General features: G+C 60.3%; 29 protein-coding genes. 18 read left to right on the top strand and 11 right to left on the bottom strand.

Annotated elements, in window-relative coordinates; translation table 11 throughout:
- Nucleotides 1-524: 524 nt before the first annotated feature.
- The 3 genes from B2344_RS11755 to pnp all read left to right on the top strand — a co-directional run bounded on the left by B2344_RS11755 (nucleotide 525) and on the right by pnp (nucleotide 5467).
- Nucleotides 525-2777 (top strand): TonB-dependent receptor family protein, encoded by a 2253-nt coding sequence (locus B2344_RS11755; protein ID WP_290482262.1) that lies wholly within the window; start codon nucleotides 525-527, stop codon nucleotides 2775-2777.
- 213 nt (nucleotides 2778-2990) lie between these two features.
- Entirely contained in the window at nucleotides 2991-3260 is a 270-nt protein-coding gene (gene rpsO / locus B2344_RS11750; RefSeq protein WP_034814480.1) for a 30S ribosomal protein S15, read from the top strand.
- A 71-nt stretch (nucleotides 3261-3331) separates the two neighbouring features.
- Nucleotides 3332-5467 (top strand): polyribonucleotide nucleotidyltransferase, encoded by a 2136-nt coding sequence (gene pnp / locus B2344_RS11745; protein WP_034814482.1) that lies wholly within the window; start codon nucleotides 3332-3334, stop codon nucleotides 5465-5467.
- Between the two features lie 54 nt (nucleotides 5468-5521).
- Here the strand turns inward: pnp and B2344_RS11740 are convergent, their stop codons facing one another.
- Nucleotides 5522-6208 carry a DUF4386 domain-containing protein gene (locus B2344_RS11740; RefSeq protein ID WP_034814485.1) on the bottom strand — a complete coding sequence of 229 codons (687 nt, stop codon included), beginning with the start codon at nucleotides 6206-6208 and terminating at the stop codon, nucleotides 5522-5524.
- Nucleotides 6209-6323: 115 nt separating this feature from the next.
- Here B2344_RS11740 and B2344_RS11735 point away from each other — a divergent pair, with 115 nt between their 5' ends.
- A complete protein-coding gene (locus tag B2344_RS11735) occupies nucleotides 6324-7001 on the top strand; it encodes a TetR/AcrR family transcriptional regulator (RefSeq protein WP_290482263.1) in 678 nt (225 codons plus the stop codon).
- Between the two features lie 11 nt (nucleotides 7002-7012).
- Here B2344_RS11735 and B2344_RS11730 read toward each other — a convergent pair whose 3' ends face one another.
- The gene (locus tag B2344_RS11730; RefSeq protein ID WP_290482264.1) at nucleotides 7013-8404 is read right to left on the bottom strand and encodes a pyridoxal phosphate-dependent decarboxylase family protein; all 1392 of its coding nucleotides are present in this window, start codon (nucleotides 8402-8404) and stop codon (nucleotides 7013-7015) included.
- Between the two features lie 108 nt (nucleotides 8405-8512).
- Here B2344_RS11730 and udk point away from each other — a divergent pair, with 108 nt between their 5' ends.
- From udk to B2344_RS11700, 6 genes are all read left to right on the top strand, one after another.
- Nucleotides 8513-9202, top strand: a complete 690-nt coding sequence (gene udk / locus B2344_RS11725) for a uridine kinase (protein WP_290480250.1) — start codon at nucleotides 8513-8515, stop codon at nucleotides 9200-9202.
- 60 nt (nucleotides 9203-9262) lie between these two features.
- Nucleotides 9263-10171: a 5'-nucleotidase, lipoprotein e(P4) family gene (locus B2344_RS11720; protein WP_206991698.1), complete on the top strand. Its 909-nt coding sequence runs from the start codon at nucleotides 9263-9265 to the stop codon at nucleotides 10169-10171.
- Between the two features lie 39 nt (nucleotides 10172-10210).
- Complete coding sequence (locus B2344_RS11715; protein WP_290485275.1) at nucleotides 10211-11047, top strand: CAP domain-containing protein; 837 nt, start codon at nucleotides 10211-10213, stop codon at nucleotides 11045-11047.
- A 74-nt stretch (nucleotides 11048-11121) separates the two neighbouring features.
- Nucleotides 11122-11433 (top strand): hypothetical protein, encoded by a 312-nt coding sequence (locus B2344_RS11710; protein ID WP_206991696.1) that lies wholly within the window; start codon nucleotides 11122-11124, stop codon nucleotides 11431-11433.
- Between the two features lie 4 nt (nucleotides 11434-11437).
- Nucleotides 11438-11923, top strand: coding sequence for a hypothetical protein (locus tag B2344_RS11705; protein ID WP_290485274.1), 486 nt, complete (start codon nucleotides 11438-11440; stop codon nucleotides 11921-11923).
- 65 nt (nucleotides 11924-11988) lie between these two features.
- A complete protein-coding gene (locus B2344_RS11700; RefSeq protein ID WP_206991694.1) occupies nucleotides 11989-12216 on the top strand; it encodes a hypothetical protein in 228 nt (75 codons plus the stop codon).
- Between the two features lie 15 nt (nucleotides 12217-12231).
- On the opposite strand, the gene B2344_RS11695 is transcribed toward B2344_RS11700, so the two are convergent.
- The 6 genes from B2344_RS11695 to B2344_RS11670 form a co-directional block, all read right to left on the bottom strand.
- Nucleotides 12232-12912: a nitroreductase family protein gene (locus tag B2344_RS11695; protein WP_290485273.1), complete on the bottom strand. Its 681-nt coding sequence runs from the start codon at nucleotides 12910-12912 to the stop codon at nucleotides 12232-12234.
- A gap of 41 nt (nucleotides 12913-12953) precedes the next feature.
- Nucleotides 12954-13547 (bottom strand): NAD(P)H-dependent oxidoreductase, encoded by a 594-nt coding sequence (locus tag B2344_RS11690; protein ID WP_290482266.1) that lies wholly within the window; start codon nucleotides 13545-13547, stop codon nucleotides 12954-12956.
- Nucleotides 13548-13657: 110 nt separating this feature from the next.
- Nucleotides 13658-14320, bottom strand: a complete 663-nt coding sequence (locus B2344_RS11685; protein ID WP_290485272.1) for an SDR family oxidoreductase — start codon at nucleotides 14318-14320, stop codon at nucleotides 13658-13660.
- A gap of 84 nt (nucleotides 14321-14404) precedes the next feature.
- A complete protein-coding gene (locus B2344_RS11680; RefSeq protein ID WP_290485271.1) occupies nucleotides 14405-15220 on the bottom strand; it encodes an enoyl-ACP reductase FabI in 816 nt (271 codons plus the stop codon).
- Nucleotides 15221-15299: 79 nt separating this feature from the next.
- Complete coding sequence (gene fabA / locus B2344_RS11675; protein ID WP_206991689.1) at nucleotides 15300-15827, bottom strand: bifunctional 3-hydroxydecanoyl-ACP dehydratase/trans-2-decenoyl-ACP isomerase; 528 nt, start codon at nucleotides 15825-15827, stop codon at nucleotides 15300-15302.
- 91 nt (nucleotides 15828-15918) lie between these two features.
- Nucleotides 15919-16422, bottom strand: a complete 504-nt coding sequence (locus B2344_RS11670) for an SH3 domain-containing protein (RefSeq protein ID WP_206991688.1) — start codon at nucleotides 16420-16422, stop codon at nucleotides 15919-15921.
- A gap of 133 nt (nucleotides 16423-16555) precedes the next feature.
- Here B2344_RS11670 and B2344_RS11665 point away from each other — a divergent pair, with 133 nt between their 5' ends.
- Nucleotides 16556-17542, top strand: coding sequence for a 2-hydroxyacid dehydrogenase (locus tag B2344_RS11665; RefSeq protein ID WP_034814504.1), 987 nt, complete (start codon nucleotides 16556-16558; stop codon nucleotides 17540-17542).
- An 8-nt stretch (nucleotides 17543-17550) separates the two neighbouring features.
- On the opposite strand, the gene B2344_RS11660 is transcribed toward B2344_RS11665, so the two are convergent.
- Nucleotides 17551-18081 carry a phosphoribosyltransferase gene (locus B2344_RS11660; protein WP_290483542.1) on the bottom strand — a complete coding sequence of 177 codons (531 nt, stop codon included), beginning with the start codon at nucleotides 18079-18081 and terminating at the stop codon, nucleotides 17551-17553.
- The gene (locus tag B2344_RS11655) at nucleotides 18078-18794 is read right to left on the bottom strand and encodes an MJ0042-type zinc finger domain-containing protein (protein ID WP_290483543.1); all 717 of its coding nucleotides are present in this window, start codon (nucleotides 18792-18794) and stop codon (nucleotides 18078-18080) included. Before B2344_RS11655 ends, B2344_RS11660 begins: the two co-directional genes overlap by 4 nt.
- A 62-nt stretch (nucleotides 18795-18856) precedes the next feature.
- On the opposite strand from B2344_RS11655, the gene ftsE reads away from it, so the two are divergent.
- The 7 genes from ftsE (at nucleotide 18857) to B2344_RS11620 (ending at nucleotide 24212) form a co-directional block, all read left to right on the top strand.
- Nucleotides 18857-19606, top strand: a complete 750-nt coding sequence (gene ftsE, locus B2344_RS11650) for a cell division ATP-binding protein FtsE (RefSeq protein WP_290483544.1) — start codon at nucleotides 18857-18859, stop codon at nucleotides 19604-19606.
- Between the two features lie 2 nt (nucleotides 19607-19608).
- The gene (locus tag B2344_RS11645; RefSeq protein WP_206991683.1) at nucleotides 19609-20478 is read left to right on the top strand and encodes a cell division protein FtsX; all 870 of its coding nucleotides are present in this window, start codon (nucleotides 19609-19611) and stop codon (nucleotides 20476-20478) included.
- Nucleotides 20475-21065 carry a YdcF family protein gene (locus B2344_RS11640; RefSeq protein ID WP_206991682.1) on the top strand — a complete coding sequence of 197 codons (591 nt, stop codon included), beginning with the start codon at nucleotides 20475-20477 and terminating at the stop codon, nucleotides 21063-21065. Before B2344_RS11645 ends, B2344_RS11640 begins: the two co-directional genes overlap by 4 nt.
- Before the next feature lie 19 nt (nucleotides 21066-21084).
- The gene (locus B2344_RS11635; protein ID WP_290485270.1) at nucleotides 21085-21825 is read left to right on the top strand and encodes a lysophospholipid acyltransferase family protein; all 741 of its coding nucleotides are present in this window, start codon (nucleotides 21085-21087) and stop codon (nucleotides 21823-21825) included.
- A gap of 19 nt (nucleotides 21826-21844) precedes the next feature.
- Complete coding sequence (locus tag B2344_RS11630) at nucleotides 21845-22864, top strand: DUF2125 domain-containing protein (protein ID WP_206991680.1); 1020 nt, start codon at nucleotides 21845-21847, stop codon at nucleotides 22862-22864.
- Complete coding sequence (locus B2344_RS11625) at nucleotides 22861-23508, top strand: DNA-3-methyladenine glycosylase family protein (protein ID WP_206991679.1); 648 nt, start codon at nucleotides 22861-22863, stop codon at nucleotides 23506-23508. The genes B2344_RS11630 and B2344_RS11625 overlap by 4 nt, the downstream gene beginning before the upstream one ends.
- Before the next feature lie 140 nt (nucleotides 23509-23648).
- Complete coding sequence (locus B2344_RS11620; RefSeq protein WP_206991678.1) at nucleotides 23649-24212, top strand: HNH endonuclease; 564 nt, start codon at nucleotides 23649-23651, stop codon at nucleotides 24210-24212.
- 9 nt (nucleotides 24213-24221) lie between these two features.
- On the opposite strand, the gene B2344_RS11615 is transcribed toward B2344_RS11620, so the two are convergent.
- Nucleotides 24222-25625 (bottom strand): protein adenylyltransferase SelO family protein, encoded by a 1404-nt coding sequence (locus B2344_RS11615; RefSeq protein ID WP_290485269.1) that lies wholly within the window; start codon nucleotides 25623-25625, stop codon nucleotides 24222-24224.
- Nucleotides 25626-25636: the final 11 nt, after the last annotated feature.

Below are 25636 nucleotides of genomic sequence, written 5' to 3'. Positions count from 1 at the left end.
GGACCGTCGCCCCAACCCGCACCATCCTGTCCCTGTCCCCACAACCAGAACGGTACCTGATCCGGCTCCTGTGAGGGCAGATGCTTAGTATGGGGCAGGGAGTTCTCAGACGGATAGGGAGCGCAAAATCCCAGCTCCGAAGATACCTGCGTAGGCAGGTATCCATCTCCTGAAGCTACCTCATGTGCATGGGTAGAAGTCCCGAGATGGACCCCTGCCTACGCAGGGGTCATCGGGGGGGGGAGGAGTGGTCTCTATCCCACAAACCGTATCCCCGGCGTATGCCGGGGTCTCCTGCTGTCAGGACACGGAGCCAGCCGGACGACACTCTGACATGCGCCGGAGAGGCGGGGGAGGGGACGAGCGAAGCGCGCAGCAGCTTCCGCTTCACATGAGTCCGAGCGTGGCATGGAAAGCACATACGCGGCAAGTTTGTGCGAGTGAATGTCAAATGCAGGTTGTTTTGGGGCGTGGCATCCTCTTAAAGACCCGCAACTCATTCTCAATATCAACAGGTATCCCTCATGCCGTTTTCCCGTCTTTCCGTCCTGCTGGCCTCCAGCGCGCTCGTATCCCTGTCATCTTATGCTGACAATGCCACCGCGCCGGGTGAGCAGAACCCGTACCGGATGTTGTCGACGATTGTCGTGACAGGCTCGACGGATGCGGTGGACGAAGTGGCCGGGTCGGTCTCCTTCCTGACGGATGCTGACCTGTCGGCGCAGGCCCAGAGCGATATCCAGCGCGTCTTGCGCGTCGTGCCGGGCGTGAACATCCAGGAAGAAGACGGCTATGGCCTGCGGCCGAATATCGGCCTGCGCGGGTCGGGTTCGGATCGCTCGTCCCGTATCGTGCTGATGGAAGATGGCGTGCCGATCTCGCCGGCGCCCTACGCCTCGCCGTCCGCCTATTATTTCCCGACCACAGCGCGAATGAGCGCCGTGGAAGTGACCAAGGGGCCCGCCGCGATCCTGTATGGTCCGCGCACGACGGGCGGCGCACTGAACCTGTTCTCGACGCCAGTGCCGGAAGAGACGTCCGGATTTGCGCAGGCATTCTTTGGCACCAATGATCGCCAGCGGGTCCATGCCTGGACGGGCGGACGTGCGGAGGTCGGCGCAGGCTGGAAACTGGGCGGCCTGATCGAAGTGTTCACCGACGAGACCGACGGGTTCAAGGAGCTGGACAATGGCGGGCCGACGGGCTTCGACGCTGATGATCTGATGCTGAAAGTCGGGGCCTACAAGGATGACGGCCCGATGCCGCAAAGCGTCGAGCTGAAATACCAGACGCGCGAAGAGACCTCCAACGAGACCTATTTCGGCCTGACGCTGGAAGATTTCGAGGCCAACCCCTATCGCCGCTATGATGCGAGCGCGGATGATGAATTCCGGGGCGAGAACGAGCTGTTCCAGCTGACCCACAAGATTGAATTCTCGCCAACGCTGAACCTGACGACAATTGCCTATCATCATGATTTTGCCCGCAACTGGTACAAGCTGCAGGGTATCAGCGCCGATGGTACGGGCGCGAGCGGCGATACGGGGATTTCCTCCGTGCTGGCCGACCCGGTGACCTATTCGGCCGAGTACAGCCTGGCGACTGGCGCTACCAGCCTCGACGATTCCATCGTCTACCGCGCCAACCGCCGCGCCTATTACAGCGAAGGCCTGCAAACCACGCTGAACTGGCAGACCGCGTTTGGCGGCCTCGATCATGATGTCACTGTCGGTATCCGCGTGCATGAGGACGAGGAAGACCGGTTCCAGGAAGAGGATGCGTACCGGCTTGAGGGCGAACGCCTGATCCTGACCAGCGCGGGCGCGGCGGGCAGCAATGCCAACCGCATCTCCAGCGGTGAAGCGGTTGCCCTGTTCCTGCAGGACCGGGTCAGCATCGGCAAGCTGACCGTGACCGGCGGCGCGCGCTTTGAGGATTATGAGCTGACGCGCGAGGACTATTCAACGGCAGACCCGACCCGTGCGGCGGGGCCGACGCGCGTGCGGACCCTGGATGACCAGGTCGTTGTGCCGGGTCTAAGTGCACTTTACGAACTCAACGAGGATGTGACCTTGCTGGCCGGTGTGCATCGCGGCTTTGCGATTGCCAGCCCCGGCGCAACCGAGGCCGATGCCGAAGAGAGCGTGAACTGGGAAGCCGGCGGACGCTTCTCGAAAGAGGGCGTCGATGTCGAGGCGATTGCCTTCTTCAATGACTATTCAAACCTGCTCGGCACCTGCACCGCCTCGTCCGGTGGCAATTGCACGATCGGCGACCAGTTCGATGGCGGCGATGTGGACGTGATGGGCCTTGAGCTGACGGCGAGCTGGGATGCGGCGGCGCTGTTCGACACCTCGCTCTCACTGCCGGTCGGCCTCGTCTATACGTGGACAGATGCCGAATTCCAGTCTGGCTTCGAGAGCAGTTATGAGCCGTGGGGCGATGTCGAGGCGGGCGACGAGCTGCCCTATGTCTCGGACCAGCAGATCACCCTGATGGCGGGCATCGAAGCCAGCCGCTGGGGCATGGATTTCTCTGCTAATCACGTCTCCGAAGCGCGTGCGCGGGCGGGGCAGGGCGCCATTCCGGCAGGCGAGCGGATCGATGCACGCTGGCTGGTCGATGCGGCGGCCTGGGTCGACCTGACCGAGACGCTGCGCCTGCGCGTGAAAGCGGAAAACCTGTTCGACGAAACCTATGTCGCCTCTATCGACCCCGCGGGCCTGCGCCCCGGCAAGCCGCAGGAGATTCTGGTCGGGCTTGAGGTGAGATTCTAAGCACCGGCGCTTTTGCGCCAAACCTCACCTGAGGGCCTTTCATTTCGGGGGAAAATGAGCCATAAGCCGCCCCTTGTGGTGGGATATCGGGTCCTGACCCGGCTGGACGACATCCCGGCCGTGGCCTGAGGCCTCAGATACTCACCCAAAACCCCCGCCAATTCAGGCGCTTAGACGAAACCCGCCGCAAGGCGATTACAAGAAAGATACACGATGTCGATTACCGCTGAGAAGAAGCAGGAACTGATCGAAAAATTCGCCACAAAGCCTGGCGATACCGGTTCCCCAGAAGTGCAGGTCGCGATCCTGACCGAACGGATCAACAACCTGACCGACCACTTCAAGACGAACAAGAAAGACAACCACTCCCGCCGGGGCCTGCTGGCCATGGTCGCAACCCGCCGGAAGCTGCTTGACTACACCAAGCGCAAGGATGAGGCGCGCTACGCCAAACTCATCGAAGCCCTCGGCATTCGCCGCTAGGCACAAAATCAAGCCCGCCGGGCAATAGGGCCGCGGCGGGCTTTTCGTATGTGAAAAAGAAAGACATTTTGATGTTTGACAAGAAATCTGTGTCGCTGGAATGGGCCGGCCGCACGCTGACGATCGAAACGGGCCAGGTGGCCCGCCAAGCCGATGGCGCCGTCATGGTGACCTATGGCGATACAAAAGTGCTCGCGACCGCATGTTTTGCGAAAAGCGCGAAGCCGGGCCAGGACTTCTTCCCCCTGACCGTCAACTACATGGAAAAATACTACGCATCGGGCCGCATCCCAGGTGGCTTCTTCAAGCGTGAAGGCCGCCCGACCGAGAAAGAGACGCTGACGTCTCGCCTGATCGACCGCCCGATCCGCCCGCTTTTCGTCAAAGGCTTCAAGAACGAAGTCCAGGTCGTGCTGACCGCGATGTCCTATGATCTCGAAAACGATCCGGACGTGATCGGCATGATCGGTGCCTCTGCGGCGCTTGTCCTGTCCGGCGCGCCCTTCATGGGCCCGATCGGCGCAGCGCGCGTTGGCTACAAGGATGGTGAGTACATCATCAACCCGACGATCGAAGAACTCGAAGAGTCCGAACTGGACCTCGTCATGGCCGGCACCGCCGACGCCGTGATGATGGTGGAATCGGAAGCTTATGAACTGTCCGAAGAAGTCATGCTCGGCGCTGTCATGGCGGGTCATGAATCGATCCAGCCTGTGATCGATGCGATCATCGACCTGGCCGAACAGGCCGCCAAGGAACCGTTCGACTTCGAAGCCGAAGATCACTCGGCCGAACTGGAAAAAATCCAGAAACTGGTCGGCGCAGATCTTTCCGCCGCCTACTCGATGACCGAGAAGCTGGAGCGTCAGGCCGCTGTGGGCGAAGCCCGCGAAAAGGCCAAGGCTGCGCTCGTCGGCACCGAAGAAGAGCCGGGCGAAATGTCTGGCGAGACGTTCAAGTCTGCCTTCAAGGAAGCCGAAGCAAGCGTTGTTCGCGGCGACATCCTGAAAACCGGCAAGCGCATCGATGGCCGTTCGCTGGATCAGGTTCGCCCGATCGAGGCAATCGCCAGCTTCCTGCCGCGCACGCACGGTTCCTCGCTGTTCACCCGTGGTGAAACGCAGGCGATCTGTGTGGCCACGCTCGGCACCAGCGATGATGAGCAGTTCATCGACGGCCTTGATGGCACGTCGAAGTCCAAATTCATGCTGCACTACAACTTCCCGCCATATTCGGTGGGCGAGACCGGTCGCATGGGCGGTACCAACCGCCGCGAGACCGGCCACGGCAAGCTCGCCTGGCGCGCGCTGCAGGCTGTCCTGCCAAAGCATGAAGAGTTTCCGTACACGATCCGCCTCGTCTCCGAGATCACCGAGTCCAACGGCTCGTCCTCGATGGCAACGGTTTGCGGTTGTTCCCTCGCCATGATGGATGCCGGCGTGCCGGTGACCCGTCCTGTGTCGGGCATCGCAATGGGCCTGATCAAGGAAGCTGACGGCGTGGCGGTTCTCTCCGACATTCTCGGCGACGAAGATCATCTCGGCGACATGGATTTCAAAGTGGCCGGTACCGAAAAAGGCCTGACGTCCCTGCAAATGGACATCAAGATCGCCGGTATCACCAAGGAAATCATGCACACGGCTCTGGAGCAGGCCAAGGGTGGGCGCATGCACATCCTGGGTGAGATGGGCAAAGCGCTGGATACGTCCCGCGACAGCCTGTCGGAAAACGCTCCACAGATGGAAATCGTCAAAGTGCCAACCGACAAGATCCGTGACGTGATCGGGTCTGGCGGCAAGGTCATCCGCGGCATCGTGGAAGAGTCCGGCGCCAAGGTGAACATTGATGATGATGGTACGGTGCAGGTCTCTGCGCTGGACAAGGAATCCATCAACAAGGCGCTGAAGATGATCAAGGAGATCGTCGCAGAGCCGGAAATCGGCGAGATCTACGAAGGCAAGGTCGTTGGCCTGAAAGACTTCGGTATCTTCGTGAACTTCTTTGGTCCGAAGGACGGCCTTGTGCACGTGTCGCAAATGGCGAACGAGCGCGTGAACCATCCGAAAGACCTCGTCAAAGAAGGCGACACGGTCTGGGTCAAGCTGATGGGCTTCGATGATCGCGGCAAAGTGCGCCTGTCCATGAAAGTGGTCGACCAGACCACCGGCAAGGAACTTGCCAAGGATGAGGGCGGCGAAGAGGAATAGGATTTCCTTTTCCTGCAACAGGATACGAAAGGCCGCTCTCCGGAGCGGCCTTTTTTATTTTTGATCATACTTGGATGTTCTGCGCAGGCCTTTCCAGAACAACAGTCCGATCATCCAGAATTCGCCAATTGTTGGTGGAATCGTGAGTAATCCGATCCATGCGCCTGCGTGCGGTGCGAGCACTGCGATAAACACGCTCGCGACATAGCCAATACCGCCAAGGATAAGTATCCAGCCTAGCGGGCGAGGGCCGAAGCGCCCCTTCAGGACGATCCAACCCATTGGGATCAACCAGAGCCCAAAGAAGATGGCGCCTGCGGCCCAGAAGTGGTGACTGGTCAGAACAAACAGATGGCTGATTGCCGGATCGGCGCTGCTGTGTCCCAAGGCTGTGTCGAGCGCCGCGCGTAACATCACCGAGCTGGCGAGCGTCGCGATCGCATTGACCATGCCGAAGAGTGCCACAACGCTCGCGGCATGCCGGTCGATGTGACTGAACAGTTTGGCGAACCATACCGCCGTCAACGCCTGGAAGATGGCGGACCCAAGCTCCAGCGCGATCCCGACGCGGGCAAGGCCTTCCTGCCCGGTCAGATTGGCGAGCGTTTGAACAGGATCATCTTCTGCAAAAAGCTGAGGGCGAACCGCCATGAAAACGGCGCCGCCGGTCAAACCGAGGCCCAGGTAAAACAGACCAGTGAGGCATGCATCGCGTCGAAGGGAGGGGGGCAAGGCGGACATATTTGTTTAAACCTTACAATGTAAGTCTACGCCATGTGCTACCATGCAGTGCAAGAGTCTTGCAAGTGCCATCGCCACAAAGGCAAATGGATCCCGAAAGGAGACATGGCTGGCAATGAGTACACGGAAGCCTTTGACGCACACGCGCGTGCTTGATGCCGCGATGACATTGGTTGATCGCGAAGGCCTGCAAAGTCTGAGCATGCGGCGCCTCGGCAAAGAGTTGGGCGTCGAAGCGATGTCCCTGTATCACCATCTTCCAGGCAAGGAAGGCCTGCTTGATGGACTCGCCGAGGCGCTGGCAAATGAGATCACGTCCGCCGTTGACGAGCGTCCGGCATCATGCATGGCAGACTGGAAATCGGACCTGCGCAGCAGATGTCTGGCCGCTCGCACGGTGGTGATGCGTCACCCATGGACGCCTGCGCTTTTTGCGGCGCGGCAGTCCATACCACCGTCCATGTACCTCTATGTGGATCAGGTGATTGCATTGTTTGTGGACAATGGCTTCAGCTATCAAACGGCCCATCGTGCATTGCACGCGCTCGGAAGTCTGTTGTTTGGCTTTGCGCAGGAATTGTTCAGTCCGCCGGTGTCGGGTGGAAACCTGGACACACAAAAGACGCAGGCGGAGTTTGAGGAGATGGCAGAAAATCTGCCCTACCTCTCGGCCATGGTAGCTTCCGAGATGCATCAATCCGACGAGCCGGCCATGGGGTGGTGCGACAGCCAGACAGAGTTCGAATTCACCCTTGATCTGTTGCTGGATGGACTTGAGCGACTCCGTGACTAGGGTCGCACAAACTACCCATCTTCCGTCAGCGCCTTGCGTACAGCCGCAATTGTTCGCGCGACGTCCCCTTCATTCGTCCGCCAGCTGACGACGCTAACGCGCATAACGCGTTGACCCTGCCATGTCGTGCCGGAGAAAAAAGCTTTACCTTTTTCGTTCACCCGGCGAATGATCTCGTCGGTGAACGCATCATTCTCTTCCGCACTCGCACCTTCGTGTTCAAACCGCACAAGGCCCTGATTGAGTATCGGGTCATTCAGGGCGCGAGCGTTCGGCAGGGCGCCGATCCCATTCACAATTTCGGCGCAATACGCACATGAGCGGTCAACAAGGTCGGCGACGCCCTGACGGCCAAGTTCCTGAAGTGCGGCGTAAACAGGCACGGAGCGTGCCCGGCGGGAGAGTTCGAGGTTCCAATCCGTTGGATCACGCACGTCCTGACTGGGGGAGAGATAAGCCGCACTGAGTGACAGGGCGGCGCGGTGCGCCTCAGAATCGCGGACAATGGCAAAGCCGCAATCATAAGGTACGTTCAGCCACTTGTGACCGTCGGTTGCCCAGCTGTCAGCGAAGTCGATGCCGTCTGTGAGGTGTTTGAGGCGGTCGCTCGTGCGGGCGAACAGGCCGAACGCGCCGTCGACATGCACCCATGCGCCAGCGGCCTGGGCCATCGGAATCAATGTACGGAAATCATCGAATGTACCGACATTCAGGTCTGCCGCGTTCAGGCATACAACTTTTGGCCCCTCCCATTCGGCAAGATGGCGGGCAAGGTCATCTGCGCGCATGTCGCCCATGGGGTTGATGGCGACATCTGTCATGGATGCCTGTCCAAGACCGAGGTGGCGAATAGCGCTGTCGAGGGAGCGGTGCCTGTTTTCACTGGTCAGGATGCGGATACGCGGTGCGCCGAACAAGCCGTCGTTTTCTGCATTCCATCCGGCCTTTTGCAACACGCCATGCCGTGCCGCTGCCAGCGCAGTGACGTGCGCCATCTGGCACCCGGTGGTGAACGCGAAGGAGGATGTCTGCGGCAGGTCGAACAGTTGCTTCAGCCACTCACCAGCAATCTCTTCAATCATGCTTGCAGCGGGTGCAACGGTGAACATACCCGCATTCTGGTCCCAGGCCGACACCAGCCAGTCGGCAGCAAGTGCCGAAGGAAGTGATCCTGCCATCACCCAACCAAAGAATCGTCCCCCGGCATTGGCATGCAGGCCGGGCTCGGCGTGCGTGGCAAGGTCGTCGATAATGGCGGCGGCGTCTCGCCCGGTTTCCGGTAGCGGGCCAGACAGGGCGGCGCGAAGGTCGCGCGCGGTGGCCGTGGCGCCTACGGGGCGATCAGGCAGGCTGTCCAGCCAGCGGCGGGCATGGAATGTGGCGCGGTCGAGTGGATCAGTCATGGCGAATTTCCCCAGCGTGCATCTAACGGGACTGTGCGTGGCAAAGGAAGTGCGGCGGCGGCCTTTTTTCGTTGAAGCCAGCCGGGGTTTGCCGTTACACCCAAAGCCATGATGACAAAGCGCAAGCAATTCCTCGTCGCCATGTCCGGTGGCTCCGGATCTGGCAAGTCAACGCTGGCCGAAGCCCTGCTGGAACATTTGCCTGAGGGGCAGGCGGTCCTGTTTGGTGAGGATGCGTATTACTATCCGATGAGCCATTATGGCGAGCCCGGGAACAAGGAAGAATGGACGGCACTTGTCGCGGGCATCAACTATGATGCACCTCGCTCGAAAGAAGCCGACCGGCTGGTCAAGGATTTGCGCGCGCTGAAAGCCGGCGAGACGATCCAGCAGCCAATCTATGATTATGAGCGCCATGACCGCAGCGAGAAGACACGCGAGATCAAGTCTGCACCGATCCTGATCCTGGAGGGCATCCATGCGCTGTCTTTCCCGAAAATCAGTTCCCTGATTGATCTGTCGGTCTATGTGGACACGCCAGACGACCTGCGCCTCGCACGGCGAATTCGCCGCGACGTGACCGAGCGCGGTCGCTCGCTGGAAAGTGTACTTCAGCAATATCTCGGTACGGTTCGCGCGGCGCATTACCAATGGACCTATCCGGCCAAATTCGAGGCCGACCTCGTGATTGCCGATGAAGGCCTGCCGGCCTATGGCAATGTGCGCCCGACCGAAGAAGCCATCGAACGCATGATCGCACCGGTGCTGGCGCGTCTGCAGAATTGCGGCGCGATCTGACCCGTTTCCGGTTCGGGGCCAGTCTGGTATGACCAGCCTGCATCGGAACAGGAGACCGTCATGACCCATAGGCTTTCATTTCTTGTTGCAGGGCTGGCGGCGCCATTTGTCCTGTCTGCCTGTATCTATGTTGATGAAGGCTCCGAACCTGTCCGCAAAGTGGTGGTCGAGCGCGAAGTCATTGTTGAAACGGGTCCGGCACAGGATGATCGGCTGAACGCAACGCTCTGGGCGCAGCAGGCGGTAGAGTACAAGGCCACGACTGACGGCATCTATGCGCTGGCGGCGATGCGATTGGACGAGGCGCTGGCTGATCCGGAATGGACCGCCGCGCCGGACCTGCAGGGCGAGGCCTATCAGGATCTTCCCCCGGCAATCATCCTTGATGCCGATGAGACCGTATTGGACAATACGCCCTATGCGGCGGCGGATGTGCTGGCGGGTGAGCCTTTCAGCCCCGACCGCTGGAATGCCTGGGCCAGCGCGGGTGTGGCAAAAGCCGTGCCGGGCGCGGTGGACTTCACCCGCGCGGCTGCGGCCAAGGGTGTGAAAGTATTCTACGTCACCAATCGCGACGCAGTGACGGAAGAGGGGACCGCACGGAATCTGCGGGCACTCGGTTTCCCAATGGGCGGCAATGTTGACACGTTGCTGACCAAGGGCGAGCAGGACGATTGGGGCTCGGCCAAGGCAACGCGCTGGGCCGTGGTGGCAAAGGATTATCGGATCCTGCTCATGCTGGGCGACAATCTGGGCGACTTCACCGATTCCTATAAAGGCAGCCCGGCAGAACGGCAGGCCGTATATGAGGCGAATGCAGACAAATGGGGCCGGGAATGGATTGCCCTGCCGAATCCGGGTTATGGCAGCTGGGAGAGCGCGCCATTCGGTCATGATTACAGTCTGCCTGAAGACCAGCGGTTGCAGATGAAACGCGACCAGCTGCAGCCATGGCCTGAACGGCCGTAACACTTCTGTTCATGTTGGCGCGGATATAGTGCGCAAGACATGATCCTGCGCACTCTTTTCGTCGGCCTTGCGGCGCTTGCCGCTGGCCTGCCCGCCTTTGCCTGTGACCTTGCCCTCACGGGGCGGGGCGTCGCAGTGGCCGATTATGTCGAGCAGGTGCGGCCCTGCTTCGGGAACGTGCCGGAGGGCTATGCCTTCGACGCGCGCATGGAAGGCGAGTTCCTGAGGCTGACCAATATCGCCCGCAAGGAGGCGGGATTGCCGCCGCTGGTCAATCGCGCGGCGCTGCGCAATACGGCGCGCTTTCACAGTCTCGACATGGCGTATAATGATTTCTTCGGCCATGTCGGACCGGACGGACGCAAACCGCAGGACCGCATCGCGGCCTTCGACCGGCGGGCAATCATTCAGTATTCAGCTGAAAATGTTGCCATGATCGAGATTGTCCGGGGGCGCTGGAATCTGGAACGGCAGGCCGTGAAACGTCTGCACCAGAACCTCATGGACAGCCCCGGCCATCGCGCAAACATTCTCAGCGAACAGGCCACGCATGTATCGATGGGCGTGGTGCGGACCGAGACGGGTGTCTGGGTGACGCAGAACTTCCTGAACCTTTCGGGCAGCCTTGCGCGGGACGTGCCCGTGCGGATGCGTACCGGGGACCGGTTGCGGCAGATGCCCGTGCTCAACGGCTGGAAGTTCCGCGAGTTCGCGGCCGAATTGCCAAGCGGCGACGTGTTGCCAATGGGGCAGGGTATTCCGGTGGGTATATCGGGCGATATCCACATTGCCGCCGAAGGCCGCAAACCGGGAGAGAAGCCGCGCAGCTATTACACAATCCACCTGCCCGGTCCCGCTGTGACCGTGGGCGGCTAGAACCCTACCGAATTCTGTAGGGTTGAATTATCGTTCTATTTCTGGATTCATGTCCGGAGGCAGGAGGGTTAACCATGGTTGATGTGTTTGTGAAAAAGGAATTCTCGTCGGATGTGGATACCGGCGATATGCAAACGGAGAAAAAGCAAGTCGTCCGCGATTACATCGCGAAAGGGCAGACATGTGACTGTCCACCGCATGATTTTGAGGAACTTCCAAAAAAAGGGGCTATTGCCCACGAACTCCGGGAGGGGCACTTCCTCCATCAGTTCGAGGCATCTAAATCGAAGCATCGCCGAAATGGCAGGAAGCTCGTGCAAACCAGCTTTATCTGTAAGCCCGGACAGCCACGAAAACGCATAGATGTGATTGACCACAGCAAGTAGTTGCATGAACCTCACGTCCGAGTATTTCGCAAGTCTGTTCCGGGATCTGACCAATCGCACCTACACATTTTCTGCGATCGTTTTTGTAGCGGAACTGTCAGGAAACCATTCCACGCCCGTATCCATATTCGATTTGGAAGTGGAGGGCCTAACGCTTGGGATTATTCAAGCGGGGGCATTTCTTGCAATCGCCCAAGCTGTTTTCAGCTTGATATTTGCGCTGTTCGTAATGGACAAGGCGGGGATGGAGAAGGCCTTTCAAGAGGCGACGTCATCTCAAGATGGTGAGGGTCTTTTCAAAAACCCGGTCTATGCGCGCCTCAGGGAAAGTGTGCAGCGCAAGGCGGCATCCGCAAAGTTGCTGTACAATATTTTCCACCTGCTCCTTCCCATGTGTGTAGGTATTCTTGCCATGCTGTGGAGCTTTCCGGATCTATGCAAGACTGTAGAAAGCTTTCCAGGCGCAGAATTCCGTTTGTGCGAAGATTAAACCGGTCCGGGATTCACAAAACTCCCAAATCGTGATTCTCTTCGATAGACATCGGAGTGATTCGAATGCCTGCCAAAACCGCAAGCCGCCGAACAGTTGTCTTTACCGAGAGCGACGGGCGCAAAATTGAAGCTGTCCGATACACCAACCCTGACGGAAGCGCTGGGGGATGGGTGGCTCCTGATTTTCAGGCCGTGAACGTTACACTGGGCCCAGACGTCATCGTGTATCCGGGCGTTTCGATTTCCAGCGGTGCCATCATCACCGGAAAATGCATGATCGTTCCACACTGAGCTGGCGTTCGCTCGCTAGAACACGCGCATGATCTGATCCAGTGGCTTTTTCACCAGAGCGTGTTTGGGCACCATGGCATCGTCGGCTGGATAGCCCGCAACCAGGATCAGGAAGGGTTTTTCCGTTTCCGGACGATCACAGATCCGGTTCAGGAACTTCATCGGGTTGGGCGTGTGGACAAGGGTGGCGAGGCCGGCCTGATGACAGGCGGTCATCAGCATACCCGTGGCGATGCCGACGCTTTCGTTGATGTAGTAGTTCTTGCGGGTTTCTCCCGCTTGCACGCCGCCGCGGCGCTGGGCGAAGATACAGATCAGCCAGGGGGCGATTTCCATATAGGGCTTGCCGGCATCGGTGCCGATCGGCGCGAGCGCATCGAGCCAGTCTTCCCCGGCGCGCCCTGAATAGAACTCACGCTCTTCAGCTTCGGCAGCCTGACGAATTTCGCGCTTTTTCTCCGCGCTGTTCACACAGGCAAAAAACCAGGGCTGGTGATTGGCGCCGGATGGGGCCGACCCGGCGGCGGCGACACAGGCCTCAATGATTTCGCGTGGGACGGGCTTGTCGGAGAAGGCGCGGACGGAACGGCGCGTCGCCAGAGAGTCGTGAAAGGCGCGGGCGCGGTTTCGCATCTCGTCTTCGGGATAAGACGGGAAGCCGCTGAGCGGGACATGGGTCTCGGTACTGGTTTTCATGATGCCCGTGTTAGCAGGATGACGGGCGGACGCAATTCACATCAGCGGGACCGGCGGGCGGCATCAGCGCCGCGCCTTTCGGCCCGCTTCATCCATTTTGAGAGCGTCGCCTCCTTGGCCGTCTTCACCGGTCCGACCTGCAGGATGCGTGCGGGATGTATGCCGACAAATTTCATGACGGGCTTCTGCACCTGTAACTTGGCGGCGCGACCATTGGATAGCCGGTCAAACCAGACCGGCGCGTCGGACGTCATCAGCACATCGCCCCGTCGTCCGGCCAGCAGGCGATCCCAGAAGGGGTCCTTCTCGTGATATTTCATGGCGAAGCCCGGCAGGAAACTGCGGTCGATCACGCCTTTCATCTTGGCGGGCATCCCGCCCCACCATTGCGGATAGGCCCAACAGACATGATTGGCCCAGAGCAAGTTCTCCCGCCACGCTTCAAGGCATGGCTCAAGGGTCTTGCGGGCGTGATAGCCTTCGGTGAGATCCGGGTCGAAGACCATGTCCGACAGGTTCATACGTCGGACTTCGGCACCGTTTGCTTCTGCGCCACGCTGGTAGGCGTCCGCCATGCCGTGGCTGAGCGATGTAGCGCGTGGATGGCCGACCCAGAGAAAGATGCGTGCTGGCATGAGAGCCCCCCAAATACGATTGAACAATACGTTTATTGTTCAATACGGATCTGATGGCAAGCCCAAACGGTGTGGGGTGCAATTCGCCAGCATGGGGTTCGCCCTGCGTGTCAGCCGCGTTTCAGACGGGCAACGGCATCGGAGACGGGTGTTTCGCCATTTGTGAGTTCGATGATCTCATTGGTGATTTCCGGCACGTCGATCAGTTCCGCGAGCGTGGCGGCGACATTGCCGCGCGCGACGTCTCCATAGGTGATCGCGCGGCCCGCCATCACTTTGCCATCGCCGTCATCATCTTTCAGCGTGCCAGGGCGCAGGATGACATAGTCGATCCCGCTCTGGGCGAGGGCCGCATCGGCGCGGCGCTTCATGGCCATATAGTGTTCGAAGTCGTCACTCGTGTCGCGGTCGCGGCCGCGGCCAGCATCCATGATGACTGAGACGAGATAGATGCGGTTCACGCCTGTGGCGCGCGCCGCCTCGATCAGCTTTTCCGGGCCCTCTCCATCAATCGCGGTTGTCTTGTCCCGGCCGCTGCCGGCGGCGCCTGCGGAGAAGACGGCCGTATCACAGCCCTTCATGGCGCTGGCGAGGTCGTCTGCGGTCATGTCGATGATATTGCCGAGAACGGGCTCGACGCCCTGCTTGTGCAGATCATCTGCCTGTTCAGGTTTGCGGTGCAGGCCTTTGACCGTGTGGCCGGCCTCGACGAGTTTCGGGCTCAGGCGGCTGCCGACGCCGCCCGTGGCGCCGATGAGGAAGATATTGGACATGGAAGTCTCCTGTCAGAATGGGTTCGCCAGACCAACAGGACAGACGGGCAGGAGTTCCGGGCGATCACAGCAAGGTGAGGACGCTTAGTCCTCCGGCAAATCCGGCACGCCGACGACGTGGAAACCAGCGTCGACATGGTGGACTTCACCGGCGACGGAGTGGCCGAGTTCGGAGAGCAGGTAGAGCGCCGCGCCGGCGACGCCTTCCATGCGCGTGTCTTCCTTCAGCAGAGACCAGTCGCGGCCCGTGCCCATAAGGCTCTTGCCGCCGCGAATACCGGCCAGGGAGAGCGTACGCATCGCGCCAGCGGAAATCGCGTTGACGCGGATGCCCTGCGGCCCGAGGTCGCGCGCCGCATAGCGGGTTGCGGCTTCGAGCGCGGCCTTGGCGACGCCCATGACATTGTAGGAGGGCACAGTGCGCTCAGCGCCGAGATAGGTCATGCAGATCATCGCGCCACCATCCGGCATGATTTCGCTGGCGCGGCGGGCACAGTCGATGAAGCTGTAGACCGAAATGTCCATCGCGCGGCGGAAGCCTTCGCGGGTCGTGTTGGCGACCATCGAGCCCTGCAACTCGTCCTTGCCGGCAAAGGCGATGGAGTGGACGAGGAAATCGATCTTGCCCCATTTGGCTTTGATGGTGTCGAACGCGGCATCCATGGACGCATCATCGGTGACGTCGGCCGGGATCATCGTGTCCATGCCGATGGATTCGACCAGCGGGCGCACGCGGCGCTCCAAACTGTCACCCTGATAGGTGAACGCGATCTCGGCGCCCTGGGCGGCCAGCTGGCGGGCAATGCCCCAGGCGATGGAGTTCTGGTTGGCGACGCCCATCACGATGCCGCGCTTGCCTTTCATCAGGTCGCCTGCCGGCGGGGTCCAGTCATCAGCCATCGCGGCATCTCCCTTGTTCAAATATCATCGTGTCATCAGGGCTAGGCAGCCCGCTTGCCCACGTCAAGCAGGCGCAGCGCTAGAGGACGTTCTTCAGGCCGACCTTCATGTCGAGCGCGGTGTAGACATGCTCATCATCGACATAGACGCGGCCATCGGCAATGCCGAGATTGAGCTTGCCGCGGCGCACGCGCTTGATGTCGATGACATAGCGGACGAGCTTCTTGTCGGGCGTGATCTCGCCGGTGAATTTCACTTCGCCGACGCCGAGCGCACGGCCCTTTCCGGGGCTGCCGGACCAGCCGAGCCAGTAGCCGACGGCCTGCCACATGGCGTCGAGGCCAAGACAGCCGGGCATGACCGGGTCACCGGGGAAGTGGCATTCGAAGAACCAGAGGTCTGGCGTGATGTCGAGTTCGCCGATCACGCTGCCCTTGCCGAACTGGCCGCCATCCATGGTGATCTCTGTGATCCGGTCCATCATCAGCATGGGCGGGATCGGCAATTGCGCATTGCCCGGGCCAAAATAGCCGCCCGCACCTGACTTCAGCAGGTCTTCCTTGGAGTAGGAGGATTGGGGCGTGTGGTAATCGTGCGGTCCGGACATGGCGGTTCCCTTGTTCAATCAGCGCAAGAGGCTTTACGAGCCTGTGCCGCGCGGCTTGTCAACAGGGAGAGGGTGTCCAGACTGCCCTTGCTTACAGGGTGGCTTCGCTGGTCGTTACGCCCCAGAGGGCGGCAGCCGGGACGAAGCCTTTATAGTTTCCGGCTTCGATGCGGCACCAATTGTCCGCGCATTTGCCGAGCTCCACCAAGACGGTCGCCTCTATGCGGGCGACCTCTGCGCTTTCCGGATCCGGCGCGTGATGCAGGATCGTGTCGGTCTGCACCATGGCCTTGGCTTCCGGTTCCAGCATGCGGGCATGGACCCAGACTTCTGAGCCGGACGGATCCCGTACACGGCGCCAGTTCTGGCTCTCCTTGATGATCAGCAGGGGCAAGCCCTGGCGTTCGTAGCGCCAGAGGATCGGATGATCGCGGCTGGGGCCGGCCCGACCATTCACGGCATTGTATTTCAGGGTCTCGAAGCGCGGGACTTCCTTTCCGGAAAATTTGCTCACGCGCACATAGGTCGGACCCTCAGCCAGTGCCGAAGCGCAAGCAAAGACGAGCCCGGTTAAAATAATGGCTGCCCACTTCATGTGCAGTCTTTTCCCATGTCTGCGAGGGGATAGAATTCCATAGCCGAATGAATCTTGTGTAAAATATGAAGCGTTGGCGTGGTCTAATCCCTCTGCTAAGGCCCGAATGAGAATATTTGCAAAAAGAGTTCCTATGTCCGCGAAGAAGTTGAAAGTCGTTGTCACCCGAAAACTCCCGGCGCCGGTCGAATTGCGCCTCAAGGAATTGTTCGATGCGAGGCTGAACAATGATGATCACCCCTTTACGCAGGAGGAACTGGTCGAGGCGATGCAGACCGCCGACGTGCTGGTACCCACGGTAACTGACAAACTGGACGGCCGGATCATGGCCCGGGCAGGGGACCAGTTGCGCCTGATTGCCCAGTTCGGCGCGGGTGTGGACAATATTGACGTGCAGAGTGCCGTACAGCGCGGCATCACCGTGACCAACACGCCCGGCGTGCTGACCGATGATACGGCGGATGTCGCCATGGCACTGATCCTGTCAGTGCCGCGCCGCCTGTTCGAAGGTGCGCAGATCATGAATACGGGCGGCTTTGACGGCTGGACGCCGACCTGGATGATGGGCCGCCGACTCGCCGGCAAACGGCTGGGCATCATCGGCATGGGGCGTATCGGTCAAGCGGTTGCTCGACGCGCGAAGGCCTTTGGCTTGCAGATCCATTATCACAACCGCAAACCGGTCAGCCCGCGCATCGAGGAATTGCTGGAGGCGACTTATTGGGACAGCCTCGACCAGATGCTCGCGCGCATGGATATCGTCTCGGTGAACTGCCCGCACACGCCCGCAACATTTCATCTGATGAATGCCCGCCGGATCGAGCTCATGAAGCCGGAATCCTATATCGTGAATACGGCCCGCGGCGAGGTGATCGACGAAGCCGCGCTGGCCCGCGCGCTGAAGGCGGGCAAGATTGCCGGGGCGGGGCTCGACGTGTTCGAGCGGGAGCCGACGGTGAATGAAGAATTGTTCGGCCTGCCGAATGTTGTTCTGCTGCCGCATATGGGCTCGGCCACGATCGAGGGCCGTACCGAGATGGGCGAGAAGGTCATCATCAACATCAAGACCTTCGCGGACGGCCACCGCCCACCAGACCGCGTAATCCCCGCAATTTTGTAGGGCGGGCTTCAGTCCAGCGCGCCGATATAGGGCAGGCCGCGATATTTGCCGGCATCGTCCATGCCATAGCCGACCAGGTAGCGGCCCGGCGCATCGATGGCGCAATAGTCGACGCCGTCTGCGCCGCGTGGGGCCCAGGGCTTTTGGGTCAGAGCGCAGGTGATGACTTCCCGCGCACCCTTGGACAGCAAATGAGCCTTGGCAAAGGCCAGCGTGCGGCCCGTATCGTAGACATCATCCAGAATGATGACGCCCTTGTCCTTCACGGACCGGGCAAGGTCTGCACGCACGACCACGCGACCCGAGCTTTCGCGCGCGTCGCGATAGGACTCCAGCCAGATCACGTCGAGGGTGGGGTGGATATCGCGCCGGGCGAGGGCCTTCATCAGATCCGCCGTGAAGGGTGTGGCCCCGATCAGGATCGAGACAATCGTCCACTCCCCCGTCAGGCGCGGGGCCAGCGTGTCCGCCAGCTTGTCGATCTGGGCCAACAGTTCGTCTTCAGGCACGATTACTTCGATTTTGGGCAGGTCGGTCATTCGGCAGGCGTTTCCGTTTCGGTGGCCATGAGGTCTTCAGTGGTAGGATCCGGGATATCGTCCCGCGGGGGCATATCGGAGAGATCGACGAATTTGAGTTCGATCTCGAAGCTTTCCATCGGCGCCTGTTCGACGACAACCTGAAACGTTCCCGATTCGCCTGCCGCCAGTTGGTCCGGCCGGATGCGGCCGTATTTGGTGGCAACCACGGCGCCGATTTCGTCTTTCAGGTCGACGCGCACCGCTGGCGTGTCGACGGTAGAGCGCGAAATGTTGAGGGCATTGCCTGCCACAGTGACGACTGGAACCGTGTCATTGAAGGTGCGGCTGCGCTGGATATCTTCGAAGTCGAGCCCGAACCGATTCACATTGAACCCGATCTGTTTGTAGATGCTGCCAGCCTGCGGCCAGAGCTTCACGACTTCATTGCGGTACATGATGGCCCCAACGCCGAGGGAGAAGAACAGGCCTGCGGTGACCAGCCAGGAGAGCAGGGCGGCCGTACGGCTCTTGCGACGGCGTTGTTCGCGGACTTTTTCGCGATAAATCTCGTGGGCCGCGGCGGGGGTACGCCGGACCGTTTCGTCCAGATGTTTCGGTTCAACAAACCAGGATCCGCCACAGGCCGCGCACTTAACAGTGCGACCGCTTTCACCGATTGTTGAGTCATCGGCGAAATACTGGGTTTCACAATTGGGACAGGTGAGGATCATGTCTTGGTGTTTCCCGCAATTCGCCCCAATAATCCATTCGCCCGCGCACAGGACAGGAGCCTATGACTCTTTCCCGCCACGACCTGTTTGACGATGTTGCCGTACGCCTCGATGGTGTTTCGCTGCGCTATGACTCGTCAGAGGATATCCTTAGCGGGATTGATCTGGTCCTGAAACCCGGATCATTCAGCTTTCTGACGGGTGCCTCCGGCGCAGGCAAGACCAGCTTGCTGAAGCTGCTTTATCTCGCACTGAAACCGACACGGGGCGAAGTCTCCTTGTTTGGCCGCCCGACGAGCCGTTTGACGCGAGATCAGCTGTCGGCATTGCGTCGCCGGGTTGGCGTTGTCTTCCAGGAGTTTCGCCTGCTGGACCATTTGACCGCATATGAGAATGTTGCGCTGCCGCTGCGGGTGTTGGGCCGGAAAGAGTCGACCTATCGCAGCGATGTCGAGGAATTGCTGGCCTGGGTCGGGCTTGGCGAGCGGATGCATGCGCGGCCAACCACACTTTCGGGCGGCGAACAGCAGCGCGTCGCCATCGCCCGCGCCGTGGTGACCCAGCCGGACATCCTGATTGCGGACGAGCCGACGGGCAATGTCGACCCGGAGATGGGCTCGCGCCTGATGCGGCTGTTCCTTGAGCTGAACAAGCGCCGGGCTACGACAGTGATTATCGCGACCCACGATCTGGAACTGGTGCGGCAGGTCGAGGCGCCGGTGTTTCGCCTGCAGCACGGCCTGCTGGTACAGGATGTGGAATATGGGCCGGCCGCACGACGGCGGACAGACCTTTCGAAGGCGGTGGAATAGGCATGGCGAAGGAAACTCCTCTCCTGCCGCTTGAGGACGCGCGCGAAATGGCCCTGTTCTTTGTGGTTGGGGCACTGTGTTTTCTTGCGGCGCTGGCGACGCTGTCAGCGAAGTCGACCTATGGCGCGGCGCGCAGCTGGACGGCAGAAGTCGAAGGCGAGCTGACCGTGTCGCTGCCGGATGCTGACCGGCGTGGCGCAGAAGCCGCGCGAAAGCTGATCGAGTCGACCGATGGCATTCGTGAAGCGCGCTTGTTGTCGAAAGCGGAAATTGATGCGCTGCTGGAGCCGAATTTTGGTAGCCGGGGCTTGCCGGAAAGCCTGCCCCTGCCACAGCTGATCGCGGTCACCGCCGAGCCGGATGTGGAGTTTATCGGGCCAACTCTGGAGCGCCGCCTCACCGAGGCGGGATTTGTAAACGCTGTGGACGAGCATGCCGATTGGGCCGGAGATGTTCGACGCATGCTGGCGATTGCCCGGCTGGTGGCGCTGACGGCTGTCGCGCTTCTGGCATCAACGGCGGTCGCCGTGATCGCCTTTGCAACACATGCCGCGTTGCTGGCGCGTCGGGATATTGTCGATGTGCTGCATCTGGCAGGCGCGCGGGATCGGTACATTGCCGGCCTGTTCGAGCGACGCTTCTGGTTGCTCGGCATTCGAGCAGGAGCAGTAGGAGCCTTGCTCGCCCTCGGCGCAGCAGCGGCGATGATATTTGCGGTCCATTCCAGCGGCGCGCGAACCGGCTTGCTGCCTGAGCTGAGCCTGGATTTCCTGGACCTGATCATTCTGATCATCACCCCGCTGATTGCGGGACTTGCTGCGCGCCTTGCAGCACGTGTAACTGTCATCCGTTCTCTGAAGAGTGTCATGTGAGCGGTGAAAAACGACTGAAGAAACGACGCATCGGCGTGGTGCCGGCGATCGGAGTGGCAGTGTTGCTGTTGGCGGCGCTGGACTTTGTGCTGTTTGCGAACCGCGCCGCGAAGGCTGACCATTCACCAGAAGTCACTGGCGATGCGATCGTGGCGCTGACAGGAGGGTCCGGTCTGCGCATTGCTGCGGGCGTGGAACTGGTAATGCAGGGGCGTGGCGCACGGTTGCTCATTTCCGGCGTGAACCCGGATGTGCCTGTGGAAGATTTGATCACTCTGGCGGGGGGCGCCGCTGATGTGTGGGCGTGCTGCGTGGATATTGGCTATGTTGCTGAATCTACGCGGGGCAATGCCGAGGAAACCGCTGCCTGGGCATATGAGCGCGATTACAAGAAGCTGATCATCGTGACATCTGATTATCACATGCCGCGCAGCCTGATCGTGCTGAAAAAGTCGATGCCCGATATCGAGTTGGTCGCGTGGCCTGTGCGCACGGTGAATGATCCCGCTTCAATTTGGAGCGATCCTGATTCCTTTCGGGGCGTATTCCTCGAATGGGCCAAGTGGCGCGTGACGACCTTCGAATGACCGGTTATCTGGTAGTCCAATGATGATGTTTCGTTCGATCCTGTTCGTAATCTGGATGTACGGGCTGATGGCCGTTCTGGGCCTGCTGACCCTTCCGGCATTGCTGTTGCCGAAAGCGGTGACGTTCTGGGCGATCAGCCTGTATGCGCGCGGCCTGATTTGGGGGCTGAAAGTGTTTTGCGGCATCAGCGTGGAAATACGCGGCCGCCAGAACATGCCGCGTGGTACGGTGCTTTATGCGGGCAAGCACAATTGCATGCTGGACGTGTTCATTCCTTTCCTCGTGATGTCTGCACCGGCGATCATCCTGAAGCAGGAATTGCTGTGGTATCCGTTCCTTGGCTGGTATGCGCTGAAGGCGGCGATGATCCCGATTGACCGAGCGGGGAATACGAGAACGCTGAAGAAGATGGTCGCAGCTGCAAGGGAGCGCGCCGACGATGGTCGCCAGATCGTGATCTTCCCGGAAGGGACACGCACGGTGCCAGGGGCCGAGCCTGCCTACCATGCGGCCGGTATTTCGGCGCTCGCCAAGGGTATTGAGGCGCCCATCCTGCCGGTGGCGACAAACGCTGGCCTGTGTTGGCCGGGTCGGGGAGTGAAGCGCAGCAAGGGGACGATCATCTACGAGATCCTGCCGCCCATTCCGGCGGGCCTGCCACGCAAGGAATTGATGAGCCGGCTGCAATCGGAACTCGAGACCGCATCAGACGCTCTTGTTGCCGAGGGCCGTACCGTGCAGGGTCGCCTCGCCCACTAACTCGCTTCAGGACACGTCAATGGTCGAGCCCTCCACCTCTCGGAAAAAATCTCGGTTCTGGCTCTATGCGCCATTTGTCCTGCTGCTGATCCTCGTCGGCGCATGGACAGCCTATTGGTTCATAGCGAAAGACCAACTCGACAAGGGCATTGATGAATGGATAGCGGCAGAACGTGCCAATGGCGCTGAGCTTGAATATTCCTCCAAGTCGTTGGGCGGGTTTCCCTATCGGTTCGAGCTGGTCGTGAACGATCCGGTCTACCAGCCGGCCGGTGCGCCCCGCTGGGAAGGTGAGCAATTGCGCCTCGTCATGCAGCCCTGGAACTGGCAGCATGTCATCGCCTATTCGCCGGGTCGGAACCTGCTAACGGAGGCAGGCGGGCTTCGTCAGACCGTGACACTGGACAAGACATCCGCCGCCAGCCTCTCTTGGAACAGCGACACGATTGAGCGCATCGGCCTGCAAATGGGCAATGCGACGGCGCTGATCGATGGCGAGACCTATGCGACAACCGGGTTTTCCCTGAACCTGAAACCGCGTGAAGGCGCAGAAGATGATTTGATGATCGCCCTGCAATGGGACCGGCTGACCATCAATGCAGCCCCGCAAGGCGCAGAGTTTCTTGGCGACACGATCGGACCTTCACGTCTGATCGGCGAAGTGCGCAGCTTCTTTCCGGCCTGGATTCGCAGCGGCGGCAATCCGGAACGCTTCCATCGCGCGCTCGTGCAGGAAGATGGCGCAGTCGAAATTGCGCAAGGTCTGCTTGATTGGGGCCCGCTGGATCTCGGCGTAAAGGGCGACATCAAGTTTGATGACGGCCTGGCGCATGGCTCTCTGGGCATGCGGATAGAAAGTGCGGACGAGTTGCGCGACGCGCTGGATGCCTCCGGCCAGTTGGGACAGCAGGAAAATGCCATGCTGACCATGCTGGAAACCTCATCTGCGGATGGTGGCTTCCTGACCTTCACCATCAAGGACAGTGAAGTGAGGATGGGTCTGATCCCGGTCGGCACACTGCCAGAGCCGGGCTATTGACGGCGCCCTCGCGGCGGGTGCTGAGCGCGGCCTGCGAGACACTGGCCGCTGCAGACCCCGCATTGGCGAGAGCCTATGACGAACTGGGTATTCCGGAATGGCGGGTGGGCGAACCCTGCTATGCGGCGCTCTGCCGGCTGATTTCCTATCAACAACTCTCTACTACGGCTGCCGGCAGAATCTGGGAACGCACCCAGGCGATGTTTGGCGAAGTGACGCCGGTGGCTGTTCTGGCTGCGGATCCCGAAGATATTCGGGCGTGTGGCATGTCCCGCCCCAAGGTTCAGCACATGATCTCGATTGCCGAGGCGATGACCACAGGCAGGCTCGACCTTGAGCGTGTTTGCACTTCTGATCTGGATGTTGCGCGCAAGGAATTGATCTCGGTGAAGGGAATCGGCCCGTGGACTGCGGAATTGTTCCTGCTCTATTCGGTCGGCGCGACGGACGCTTTCCCGGTGGGTGATGTTGGCTTGATGGAGGCGCACAAGCTGCTTCTGGAGGTCGAAACCCGTATGGAAATCAAGGAATTCACTGCGCATGCCGAGTGCTGGCGACCCTATCGCGGCGTGGCGGCACATCTGCTCTGGGGCTGGATCAACGACCGGCGCGCCAAGGCGGCCCAGCCGAGCCCTCAGGCCTGACCATCTGGACAGCGTTGCAAAACGCCGCAACTGTCATAATCTCATTATGTGAATCACCTAAAGCAGGGGCGAGACGAAAAGGAGCTACGCCTTCAGTCGGTTCAAACAGACATATCTTCTCAGTGTCATGGAGGTGACCCATGGCTGAGATCATTTCGGCCCCCCCGAGCGGCCGGCCCGCTCTCGTATTGAACGCTGATTTTCGGCCGCTCTCTTATTATCCCCTTTCTTTGTGGCCCTGGCAGGAAGTGGTGAAAGCCGTGTTCCTCGACCGTGTCGATATCATCGCGGAATATGATTATGTCGTCCGCAGCCCGAGCACGGAGTTCCGCCTGCCCAGCGTTATCGCGCTAAGGGATTTTGTCCGGCAGGATCGCCCGCCGGCTTTTACCCGCTTTAATGTCTTCCTGCGCGATGGTTTCGAGTGCGCCTATTGCGGCACGTCGGAGCATCTGACCTTCGACCATGTCATTCCGCGCTCCAAGGGCGGTCGGACAACATGGGAAAACATCGTCGCCGCCTGCAGCCCCTGCAATCTTCGCAAGGGCGGAAAACTGCTCAAGCATACCGACATGCAGCTGATGCGGCGCCCGGCGCGGCCGAATAATTACCAGCTACAGGAGATTGGCCGAAAATTCCCGCCGAACCACCTGCATGAGACCTGGATGGATTATCTCTATTGGGACATCGAACTGGAAGGCTGACCGAAGGGATCAGCGCCAGTCATAGGCAAGGCGCGCCTGTTCGATATGGTCGAGCTTTGCATGCAAGGCCGACCAGTCGTCCGACTCGGCAATGGGCGCCCAGACCGCCTCGACTTCATCGATCACCAGGCTGACCGGGGCAGGGGCCTGGAAGTAGGCATGCTGAAGGCGTTCGGGCCGGACCGGGCTACGAGCGACCAGCGCTGCCCGCACAGGCACAAACCGGTCTTCCTTATAGAGCGTTGCTTGGGGGGAGGCGACGGCCCGCGAGGTGCTTTCATGCCCACCAAACCAGTCAAAGAAGGTCTGCGGCCAGCTCGCGCCTGTCTCGGTCATCCACGCATAGAACGCCTGCAGGAACTCCGTATCCGTATCAGGAACACCTAACGGTTCAATGCCGAGCATGGCGTGAGTGTGAGAAATGAAGCTTTCCTGATAGGCGCGTTCATAAGGTTTGAGGCCGCCGGCGAGGTCTTCCGCCCCAGCGAGGGGCAAGAGGGCGGAGGCGAGTTGTTGGAGTGCCCATCCACCCTGCAAGGGTTGACGTCCGAAACGGTACAGACCCTGCTGGTCGAAGTAGGCGGCGGTGAAGTTCGGATCGGAAATCGGCAGGAACCGCCAGGGACCGAAATCGAATGTCTCGCCCGTAATATTGAAATTGTCCGTGTTCATCACGCCGTGCACGAAACCCGCGGTCATCCATTGCCCGATCATGTGACCGGTTGCGGAGGCTATGGCCGAGAGCATGTTTACCGTCTTGCGACTGACATCGTCATCCATCGCATGAGGATGGAAGTTGGTCACTACATAGTCGACGAGCCGCGCCAGATCGTCTGCCTGTTCAAGATAGGCAAGACGCTGGAAGCTGCCGAAACGGATGTGACTGTGTGACAGGCGAGTGAGTACGGCAGAGCGAGTCGGGGAGGGTTCGTCGTTCCGGGCCAGCTGTTCGCCGGTTTCTATGAGGGCGAACGGCTTGGACGTATTGACGCCAAGGGCTTCGAGGTAATTCGCTGCAAGAATTTCGCGCACGCCACCCTTCAGTGTCAGGCGTCCATCGCCTTGGCGACTCCATGGCGTCTGACCAGACCCCTTCGTGCCAAGATCGAGCAGGCGTGAGTCCGTGTCGCGGACCTGAGCAAAAAGGAAGCCGCGTCCATCGCCCAGCTGCGGATTGTAGGTGCCGAACTGGTGGCCGTGATAGCGCAGGGCGAGGGACCGTTTCAGATTTTGGGGCAGGGGCGCGAACCGGCCGAAATGGGTCGCCTGATCCGCTGTATCCAGATCGCCCAGACCGACCTCGTCGGCCCAGCGCGTGTTCCAGTACCGTATTGTATGCTTCGGGAAGTCTGCAGGATCGACGGGGTCGCTTATGAAATCGGCGATGGCGAGAATGGGGGGGGTCTGGGTCATGCGCTCTCACA

This window comes from Hyphomonas sp. UBA3195 (genome assembly GCF_002366485.1).
Classification (GTDB): Bacteria; Pseudomonadota; Alphaproteobacteria; order Caulobacterales; family Hyphomonadaceae; genus Hyphomonas.
Note: the sequence above shows the minus strand (reverse complement) of the source record. Positions and strands in the feature narration are given on the sequence as shown.

Coding starts and splice junctions, on each gene's coding strand:
- B2344_RS11755 (WP_290482262.1), top strand. CDS start 525: ATGCCGTTTTCCCGTCTTTCCGTCCTGCTGGCCTCCAGCGCGCTCGTA.
- rpsO (WP_034814480.1), top strand. CDS start 2,991: ATGTCGATTACCGCTGAGAAGAAGCAGGAACTGATCGAAAAATTCGCC.
- pnp (WP_034814482.1), top strand. CDS start 3,332: ATGTTTGACAAGAAATCTGTGTCGCTGGAATGGGCCGGCCGCACGCTG.
- B2344_RS11740 (WP_034814485.1), bottom strand. CDS start 6,208: ATGTCCGCCTTGCCCCCCTCCCTTCGACGCGATGCATGCCTCACTGGT.
- B2344_RS11735 (WP_290482263.1), top strand. CDS start 6,324: ATGAGTACACGGAAGCCTTTGACGCACACGCGCGTGCTTGATGCCGCG.
- B2344_RS11730 (WP_290482264.1), bottom strand. CDS start 8,404: ATGACTGATCCACTCGACCGCGCCACATTCCATGCCCGCCGCTGGCTG.
- udk (WP_290480250.1), top strand. CDS start 8,513: ATGATGACAAAGCGCAAGCAATTCCTCGTCGCCATGTCCGGTGGCTCC.
- B2344_RS11720 (WP_206991698.1), top strand. CDS start 9,263: ATGACCCATAGGCTTTCATTTCTTGTTGCAGGGCTGGCGGCGCCATTT.
- B2344_RS11715 (WP_290485275.1), top strand. CDS start 10,211: ATGATCCTGCGCACTCTTTTCGTCGGCCTTGCGGCGCTTGCCGCTGGC.
- B2344_RS11710 (WP_206991696.1), top strand. CDS start 11,122: ATGGTTGATGTGTTTGTGAAAAAGGAATTCTCGTCGGATGTGGATACC.
- B2344_RS11705 (WP_290485274.1), top strand. CDS start 11,438: ATGAACCTCACGTCCGAGTATTTCGCAAGTCTGTTCCGGGATCTGACC.
- B2344_RS11700 (WP_206991694.1), top strand. CDS start 11,989: ATGCCTGCCAAAACCGCAAGCCGCCGAACAGTTGTCTTTACCGAGAGC.
- B2344_RS11695 (WP_290485273.1), bottom strand. CDS start 12,912: ATGAAAACCAGTACCGAGACCCATGTCCCGCTCAGCGGCTTCCCGTCT.
- B2344_RS11690 (WP_290482266.1), bottom strand. CDS start 13,547: ATGCCAGCACGCATCTTTCTCTGGGTCGGCCATCCACGCGCTACATCG.
- B2344_RS11685 (WP_290485272.1), bottom strand. CDS start 14,320: ATGTCCAATATCTTCCTCATCGGCGCCACGGGCGGCGTCGGCAGCCGC.
- B2344_RS11680 (WP_290485271.1), bottom strand. CDS start 15,220: ATGGCTGATGACTGGACCCCGCCGGCAGGCGACCTGATGAAAGGCAAG.
- fabA (WP_206991689.1), bottom strand. CDS start 15,827: ATGTCCGGACCGCACGATTACCACACGCCCCAATCCTCCTACTCCAAG.
- B2344_RS11670 (WP_206991688.1), bottom strand. CDS start 16,422: ATGAAGTGGGCAGCCATTATTTTAACCGGGCTCGTCTTTGCTTGCGCT.
- B2344_RS11665 (WP_034814504.1), top strand. CDS start 16,556: ATGTCCGCGAAGAAGTTGAAAGTCGTTGTCACCCGAAAACTCCCGGCG.
- B2344_RS11660 (WP_290483542.1), bottom strand. CDS start 18,081: ATGACCGACCTGCCCAAAATCGAAGTAATCGTGCCTGAAGACGAACTG.
- B2344_RS11655 (WP_290483543.1), bottom strand. CDS start 18,794: ATGATCCTCACCTGTCCCAATTGTGAAACCCAGTATTTCGCCGATGAC.
- ftsE (WP_290483544.1), top strand. CDS start 18,857: ATGACTCTTTCCCGCCACGACCTGTTTGACGATGTTGCCGTACGCCTC.
- B2344_RS11645 (WP_206991683.1), top strand. CDS start 19,609: ATGGCGAAGGAAACTCCTCTCCTGCCGCTTGAGGACGCGCGCGAAATG.
- B2344_RS11635 (WP_290485270.1), top strand. CDS start 21,085: ATGATGATGTTTCGTTCGATCCTGTTCGTAATCTGGATGTACGGGCTG.
- B2344_RS11630 (WP_206991680.1), top strand. CDS start 21,845: ATGGTCGAGCCCTCCACCTCTCGGAAAAAATCTCGGTTCTGGCTCTAT.
- B2344_RS11620 (WP_206991678.1), top strand. CDS start 23,649: ATGGCTGAGATCATTTCGGCCCCCCCGAGCGGCCGGCCCGCTCTCGTA.
- B2344_RS11615 (WP_290485269.1), bottom strand. CDS start 25,625: ATGACCCAGACCCCCCCCATTCTCGCCATCGCCGATTTCATAAGCGAC.